This is a genomic window from Streptomyces sp. SID4985 (genome assembly GCF_009863025.1).
Taxonomy (GTDB): domain Bacteria; phylum Actinomycetota; class Actinomycetes; order Streptomycetales; family Streptomycetaceae; genus Streptomyces.
Map to the genome: position 1 here is coordinate 1 of NZ_WWIR01000651.1, position 7,616 is coordinate 7,616.

At 71.8% G+C, this 7,616-nt stretch carries 7 protein-coding genes; 4 read left to right on the forward strand and 3 right to left on the reverse strand.

Annotated elements, in window-relative coordinates:
- The 4 genes from GTW40_RS28385 to GTW40_RS28400 form a co-directional block, all read left to right on the forward strand.
- On the forward strand, nucleotides 1-265 hold a 265-nt coding region (locus GTW40_RS28385), incomplete at its 5' end, for a helix-turn-helix domain-containing protein (protein ID WP_161182998.1).
- 160 nt (nucleotides 266-425) lie between these two features.
- Nucleotides 426-1,871: an aldehyde dehydrogenase family protein gene (locus GTW40_RS28390; protein WP_161182999.1), complete on the forward strand. Its 1,446-nt coding sequence runs from the start codon at nucleotides 426-428 to the stop codon at nucleotides 1,869-1,871.
- 154 nt (nucleotides 1,872-2,025) lie between these two features.
- A complete protein-coding gene (locus tag GTW40_RS28395; RefSeq protein WP_161183000.1) occupies nucleotides 2,026-2,847 on the forward strand; it encodes an isocitrate lyase/phosphoenolpyruvate mutase family protein in 822 nt (273 codons plus the stop codon).
- Between the two features lie 196 nt (nucleotides 2,848-3,043).
- Entirely contained in the window at nucleotides 3,044-3,961 is a 918-nt protein-coding gene (locus GTW40_RS28400) for a formate/nitrite transporter family protein (protein ID WP_343245812.1), read from the forward strand.
- 86 nt (nucleotides 3,962-4,047) lie between these two features.
- On the opposite strand, the gene GTW40_RS28405 is transcribed toward GTW40_RS28400, so the two are convergent.
- The 3 genes from GTW40_RS28405 to GTW40_RS28415 all read right to left on the reverse strand — a co-directional run.
- Nucleotides 4,048-4,416 (reverse strand): hypothetical protein, encoded by a 369-nt coding sequence (locus GTW40_RS28405; RefSeq protein ID WP_161183001.1) that lies wholly within the window; start codon nucleotides 4,414-4,416, stop codon nucleotides 4,048-4,050.
- A gap of 9 nt (nucleotides 4,417-4,425) precedes the next feature.
- Entirely contained in the window at nucleotides 4,426-4,815 is a 390-nt protein-coding gene (locus GTW40_RS28410) for a hypothetical protein (RefSeq protein WP_161183002.1), read from the reverse strand.
- A 5-nt stretch (nucleotides 4,816-4,820) separates the two neighbouring features.
- The coding region (locus GTW40_RS28415) for a polymorphic toxin-type HINT domain-containing protein (protein ID WP_161183003.1) at nucleotides 4,821-7,616 on the reverse strand (2,796 nt) is incomplete at its 5' end.

Below are 7,616 nucleotides of genomic sequence, written 5' to 3' on the forward strand. Positions count from 1 at the left end.
CGTACGGGCCTTCGCCGACGGCCTGCTGCGCGCGCTGCGCGAGCACGACGCCACCGGACGCGGCGACCTCGTCGCCTCGCTGCGCGCCTGGCTGTCGCGGCACGGCCAGTGGGACGCGGCCGCCGCCGACCTCGGCGTCCACCGCCACACCCTGCGTTACCGAATGCGCCGCGTCGAGGAGATCCTCGGCCGCTCCCTGGACGACCCGGACGTACGCATGGAGCTGTGGCTGGCCCTGAAGACGACTGGCGCGGAACAGCCGTAGGGCCAGGTGAGGGGGCGCGACCTGCCCCTTCACGCCAAACCGGAGCATCACCGCCCCGCATCCGTACGACTCGGACAAGCGACGCCCCCGGGCGCCCGCCCTACGGTGGACCACGCACCGAAGAACAACTCCGACAACGCGGAAGGGCCGGGACTCGTCAATGACTTCCACCCACGCCTTCTGGCTCGCCGGCCGCCAGGTCACCGGCGAGGACAGCTTCGACGTCACCAACCCGTGGGACGGGCGCCTGGTCGGCCGGGCCAGTGTGCCGACCGACGCCCAGGTCGAGGAGGCCGTGGCCGCCGCGTACGCCGTCCGCGACGACTTCGCCGCCGTGCCCGCGCATGTGCGCGCCGCCGCCCTGGACCACGTCGCGAACGGGCTGACCGAGCGTGCCGAGGAGATCGCCCAGCTGATCTCCGGCGAGAACGGCAAGCCGATCAAGTGGGCCCGGGGCGAGGTCGGCCGTGCCGTCTCCGTCTTCCGGCTCGCGGCCGAGGAGGCTCGCCGGTTCAACGGCGGCGAGGCCCAGCGGCTCGACACCGACGCGGGCGGCCAGGGCCGCATGGCGCTGATCCGCCGCTTCCCCAAGGGCGTCGTCCTCGGCATCGCGCCGTTCAACTTCCCGCTGAACCTGTGCGCGCACAAGGTCGCCCCGGCCATCGCCGCCGGTGTCCCGATCATCCTCAAGCCCGCCCCGGCCACCCCGCTGTCCGGTCTGATCCTCGGTGAGCTGCTCGCCGGGACGGACCTGCCCGCCGGTTCCTGGAGCGTCCTGCCGGTCGCCAACGACAAGATGCCCGCGCTGGTCCAGGACGAGCGCCTGCCGGTGATCTCCTTCACCGGGTCCGAGAAGGTCGGCTACGCGATCATGGACTCGGTGCCGCGCAAGCACTGCACCCTGGAGCTGGGCGGCAACGGCGCGGCCGTCGTCCTCGGCGACTGGGCGAGCGACGCCGACCTGGACTGGGCCGCCTCCCGCATCGCGACCTTCTCCAACTACCAGGGCGGCCAGTCCTGCATCTCGGTGCAGCGCGTGATCGCCGACGCCGCGGTCCACGACCGTCTGCTGCCGCGCATCGTCGCCGCCGTCGAGGCCCAGGTCACCGGTGACCCGGCCGACGAGCGCACCGAGGTCGGCCCGCTGGTCAGCGAGGACGCCGCCCAGCGCGTCGAGTCCTGGGTGAACGAGGCCGTGGAGGCGGGCGCCACCCTGCTCGCGGGCGGCAAGCGCGAGGGCGCCACCTACGCCCCGACCGTCCTCACCGACGTCCCCGCCGGTGTCACCCTCGCCACCGAGGAGGTCTTCGGACCGGTCCTCACCGTGCAGAAGGTGGACGGCGAGGCCGAGGCGTTCGCGGCGGTCAACGACTCCAAGTACGGCCTCCAGGCAGGCGTGTTCACCCACGACATCCAGGCCGCCTTCCGCGCCCACCGCGCGCTCGAGGTCGGCGGCGTCGTCATCGGCGACGTCCCCTCCTACCGCGCCGACCAGATGCCGTACGGCGGCGCCAAGCAGTCCGGCGTCGGCCGCGAGGGCGTCCGCTCCGCGATGGACGACTACACCTACGAGCGCGTCCTGGTCCTCACCGGTCTCGCGCTCTGACCCGAGACCGACAGGTCGCCACGACGGCCGGAGCCCACACTGTGCGGGGGCTCCGGCCGTTGGCGTTTCTGACGTCCAACCGCCTTGATCCTGGGCGGCGTTCATGTCGGATTCCTGCCAGAAGGCGGGCCGTCAGGGGTGCTTGACTGCGGCTATGACGCACAAGCACGCGGCCGACGCCCACCTCTTCCGCTCCCTGCACACCCCCTCCGCCCCGCTCGCGCTCGCCAACGCCTGGGACGCGGCGAGCGCCCGCGTCGTCGAGGCGGCGGGCGCCCCCGCCATCGCCACCACCAGCGCCGGGGTCTCCTGGGCGCTCGGTTCGCCCGACGGCGGCTCCCTCACCCGGGACCGGGCCCTGGAGGTGATCGCCCGTATCGCCGCCGCCGTGACGGTGCCGGTCACCGCCGACATCGAGGACGGGTACGGCGAGGACGCCTCCGCCGTCGCCGAGACCGTCGCCGGGGTGATCGGGGCGGGCGCCGTCGGCGTCAACATCGAGGACGGCACCCGGCCCCCGGCCGAGCTGGCCGCCCGGATCGCCGCCGCCCGCCGGAGCGCCGAGCGGGAGGGCGCGGACCTCTTCCTCAACGCCCGCGTCGACACCTACCTGCTGGGCCTGGGCGACCCGGAGACCCGCCTGGAGGAGACCCTGACCCGGGCCCGGCTGTACGCCGACGCGGGCGCCGACGGCGTCTTCGTCCCCGGCGTCACCGACCCGGCCACCCTCAAGTCGCTGGCCGGGGAGATCTCCGTACCGCTCAACGTCATGGCGGGCCCCGGCGCGCCGTCCGTCGCGGAGCTGGGCACCCTCGGCGTGGCCCGGGTGAGCCTCGGCCCCGGCGTGGCGCTGGCCGCGTACGACGCCGCCCGCCGTGCCGCGCGGGAGCTGTACGGGACCGGATCCGTCACCTCGCCCGCCGACGCGCTGTCCTTCGGGGAGCTGGACGGGCTGCTGGCCGGGCCCGGACGGTGACGCGCCTGGCCCGGCAGTGACTGGTCCGGCACTGATGAGTGAGGTGTCAGTGATAGGCAAGACCTATGACGCGATAGATTTGGCCGATTAAGTCAGGATAAGCAACGCCTATCACGTCATTAATTCGACTTTTGACATTTCCTGATTGGTGGGCGCACACTGCTCCACGCGTGAGAGTCGGACAATCCGACCACGAGTGAGCAGCACTGAGAGGGCCACCGTGCCGATACCACTTGAAGAAGCCCTGGACGACCAGATCGCGGCAGCACGCGGCAAGGCGAAACTGCTCCGCTCTCCCGGGCGCTACCTGGTGCTCTCGGCGCTCGCCGGGTCCTTCATCGGCATGGGCGTCGTCCTGATGGTCATGGTGTCCGGCCCGCTCAGCCTCGCGCACTCTCCCTGGGTCAGGCTGATCCAGGGCCTGGTCTTCGGCGTCGCGCTGACGCTCGTGATCTTCGCGGGCGGCGAGCTGGCCACCAGCAACATGATGACGATGGTCCAGGGCGCGGTCCGCCGGGCTCTCTCGCCCGTCACCGCGCTCGCCGTGATCGTCGGCTCCCTCGTCGGCAACCTCGTCGGTTCGGTCGCCCTCGCCTGGCTGGTCCACGCCTCCGGCGTCCTGGGCGTCGCCCCCGCCCCCGGAGCCCCCGCCCCGGGTCTGCTCGGCCTGACCGGCATGCTCCACGCCAAGATGGCCGAGAGCGGCGAGGCGATGTTCTTCCGCGGCGTGCTCTGCAACTTCCTGGTCTGCCTGACCGTGTGGATGGGCATGCGCACCCGCTCCGACGCCGCCAAGATCCTGCTGATCTTCGCCGGCATCCTGGCCTTCGTCGCCTCCGGCTTCGAGCACGTCGTCGCCAACATGACGACCTTCTCCCTCGGCCTCTTCGAGCACGTCCCCGGCGTGACGGTGGGCGCCTTCGCCCACAACCTGCTCTTCGTGGGCCTGGGCAACCTGGTCGGCGGCGGGCTGCTGGTGGGTGCGGCGTACGCCGTCGCCGGCCGGCGCGGAACCCCGTCGGTCACCACCCCGGACAGCGTCCCGGCCCCCCGCGCCGGTGAGGCTCCCGAGTCCGCGGCAGCGCTCGCGGCCCCGGCGGGCAGCAAGGCCTGACCTCTGAAACGCGACGACCGCCCGGCCCCTGAAAGGGACCGGGCGGTCGTCTGTGTACTGCCGGATTCACGGCGTACGGCGAGACCTCACGGTGTGCCCGGGATCGGGCCGAAGGCGGAGGGGGCGCGGAACCCTTCCCCGTCCTCGTGCTGCCGCAGCGGGCCGCCCACGACGAACCCGGTCATGCGGTCCGCGCCGATGACGTGCACGTGCGACGCCTCGTCCACGGCGATGCCGTAGACGAGCTCGACCGTCCGGACCTCCTCGGGCGTGCCCTCGCGGATGACGAGGCCGCGGTAGAGCGTCTCCAGCAGGAGTCCCCGGACGTTCTCCACGTACAGGTCGATCCGGGGGAGGTGGTCCTCCGCGGTCGCCCGCAGGAGGAGCCGGTCGCCGTGCGCGGCCGTGTAATGCCACAGCTGAAAGATGCGCTCGGAGCGGTAGATCTCGGTCACGGGTTCTTCCTACGCGGTCTCGGGCATCGGCAGGAAACCGGAGGGCTCGTCGTCCGCTGCACTGGTCTCCCGGTACTGGAGCGGGCCGCCGACGACGAACCCCGTCATGCGGTCCTCCCCGATCACGTGGAGAGACGATCCCCGGGCAAAGGCTCTCGGACCGAGGAGCGAGGCCACCTGTTCCTTCTCCGCGTCCGTGCCCCGGCGGATCGTGATCCCCTCGTAGGACGGGCGCAGGAACACCGCGGTCACCCCGCCCACGTGCAGATCGACGCGGGTGCCCGACGCCGTCCGCCGAGGGCTGCGCAACAGCAGCCTTTGATGGTGCGCGACCGTGTACTGCCACACCGTGAAGGTGCGGGGGGAGGAGAACGCCTCGGTGACCTTCATGTCATCCATTCCGGTTACCTCTTCTCTCCTGGCCGCAGGGGCGGCAGGATCTCTATCTGCTCCCCACCGTTCCAGAAGGTCACATTGTCCCAGTCCAGTTTCTCCGTGCGGTAGTAGTACTCGAGGCGTCCCATCTCCCACTCGGTGGCCCCCCAGGTGTCTCCCTGTCCTGCTTTCACGAACGCGTCGAACTTCTCCTGGTACGTGGCTGTGGGCGGGTCCCAGCCCTTCATGGACACAGCGATCTTCTGGTTCCTGCTCATGGCGTCGTTGACCCCCTGCATCCACTTGGTATAGGGCTGCCCCTTGGGCAGTCGCCCGATCTCTTCCTTCAGGCTGTCGTCCATCAAGTTGTAGCCACCCTTGATGTACGGCATCTCCTCGTCCATGTGCTTGCTGAGCGCCAGTACCAGGACCTTGCACTCGGAGTTGTGGACGAGAACCGGAGTACGGCCCGCCAGCACGTAGAAGGAGTGCAGACCCGCGACCGTCAGGCTGTAGGTGACGGCCCAGCGGTCGTAGGAGCGGACGGCGGTGACGGTCGCCTCGGCCCCGCTGTCGGTGCGCAGCGTGTCGCCGGTGCGCAGATCGCCGGCCGCGACCCAGGTACGGAGGCTGATGCTCCAGAAGGGGTGGTCGGCGGTGGCCGTGACCTTGCCACGGTGCCCGGTCGGTCCCCGGATCGTGATGGCGGTGAGGTGCTTGTCGCCCTTGGAGACGATCTGACGCGTGACCCGGTGCGCACCCGTCTCACCGGTCACCGGGTCGGTGGCCCGGACCAGGTCCCCGGTGTGGACCCGCTCGATCGGCTTGTCACCGCCGTTGCCCGTGACCACGCGTGTGCCGGGCAGGAAGCACTGGCCGCAGCCCGTCATCGCCGCGCGCAGGCCCCGGTACATGATGCCCGCGAGGCGCATCTTGGTGCTGATGGTGAACTGTTCCCCGAGGTCCCAGCAGCTCATGAGGTCGTGCTTGGCCAAGCAGCCCTCGATGCTGTCGACGGGGAGGCCGGTCATCATGACCTCGAGGTCGAGCAGGGTGTCGACCATCACCTCCAGCTCCGGCGTCTTCGACAGGACGTCGCAGAAGACCTCGTTGTGCTGGCACCAGCGGCCGGGGTTCTCCAGAGCCTCGCAGCCGAGAAGGCCGCACCGGTACAGCTCGGCCGGGGTGCTGCCGTTGCGTTCCGAGGCTTCCTTCGCCGCCACGGCCTGACGGCGCCGCGCCTCGTCCTCCTCGCGGTACTTCTGGACGGTGACGACGAACGCCTCCGTCGCGGCGGCCAGTGCCTCGTCGGAGCTTTTGTCGGCACGTTCCGCGGAGGCCTTGGCCTGTGCGGCCGACGCCCACGCCATACCGGCCGAGTTCTGGGCCAGTTCCGACGACAGGGTGGCGTCGCTGGCCGACACGGCCGCCTGGCGTGCCGACGCCTCGGCCCGGTTGGCGGCGTCACGGGCCGTTTTCGCCGACGCCGACGCCTGCTGTGCGGAGGCTTCCGCGTCCCTCGCGTGCTGGTCCGCCTGCGCGGAGTACGTGTTGGCCAGGTCGGACTGGTGCTGGGCCTTGTCCGCCCAGTCCTGGGCCTCACTGGCAGCGGCGCGGGCCTTGGCCGCCGTCGCGTTCGCCGTGGCGGCGTCCATCTGCGCCTTCGCCGCGACCTGCTGTGCCTCGGCGACCAGTTGCTGGACCTGCTGGTCGTGGGTCAGCGCCAGGAGATCCTTGCGCTGGGCGGTGTACTGGCCCGACTCGACGAACTGACGCAGCAGGGAAGCGGGTCCCTCCAGGGCGACGCGCGCGGCCGCCTGCACCTCCGGGGTGCCGCTGTCGACCAACTGGGTGGCCCGCACCCGGTCGTCCTGTTCCTGGGCCTCGGGGAGAGTGGTGGTCAGGAAGGTGCGGTAGCCGTCGGTGGTTCCGGCGTTCAGCGCCGCACGGGCCCGCTCCCGGACCACGGTGCTCCCGGAGTCCGCGGCCTGGGCGATCGCGACCCGGAAGGCCTCGGTGCCGACGTCGTACTGGCCCTGGTGAAGGAAGGCGCCGACCGTCGCCCCGTCACCGTCCAGTGCCTGCTCGGCGGCGTCGCGCACCGCCTTGACGGAGCTCTCCTCCGCCAGTCGCCCGACGCTTGTGCGGTCGTCCTCCTGCTGCGCCTCGGCGCGGCCGGTGCGTACGTAGGCGACGACCCCCTGGGTGTCGGCGCCCAGCGCTGTCTGGGCGGCGGCCCGCAGCCATGACTTGCCGTACTTCATGTCGGACAGGGCGAGTTGCCTGCCCAGCCCGGCGATCTCCTCGTCGCTGGTGCCCTGTTGGGCCTGCTGGGCCAGTTCGTCCGCCGTGCGACGGGCGTCCTCGGCCGCCTGGGCCTGCTGGGCGCGCTGTGCCTCGGCGGTCTCCGTCTCGGCCTTGAGGTCCCGTGCCTGGGCGATGCCCGCGTTGGTGCGGGCGAGGAGATCCTCGGCCTCGATCTTGCGGGCCAGCGTGTACACCGTCTGGGCCTGCGCCGCCGCCGCGGAGGCGGTGTCGGCGGCCTCCGTGGCCGCCTGGGCGTGCGCGGTCGACCGTGCGGCCGCCTGCGCGGCCTCACCGGCGTGGTCCGCGGCGTCGTTGGCCGCGGCCGCCGCCTTGTGGGCGTGCACGGCCGCGGCGTTGGCGGCGTCACGGGCGTCGGCGGCCGCGGACGCGGCCTGGTTCGCCAGTGATTCCGCCTGGCCCGCGGCCCGGTCGGCCTCGGCGGCCTGCCGGTGCGCGGCCGCGGCCGCTGCCCGGGCGTTCGCCGCCGCGGCGCTGCTCTGCCCGGCGTAGTTGCTCGC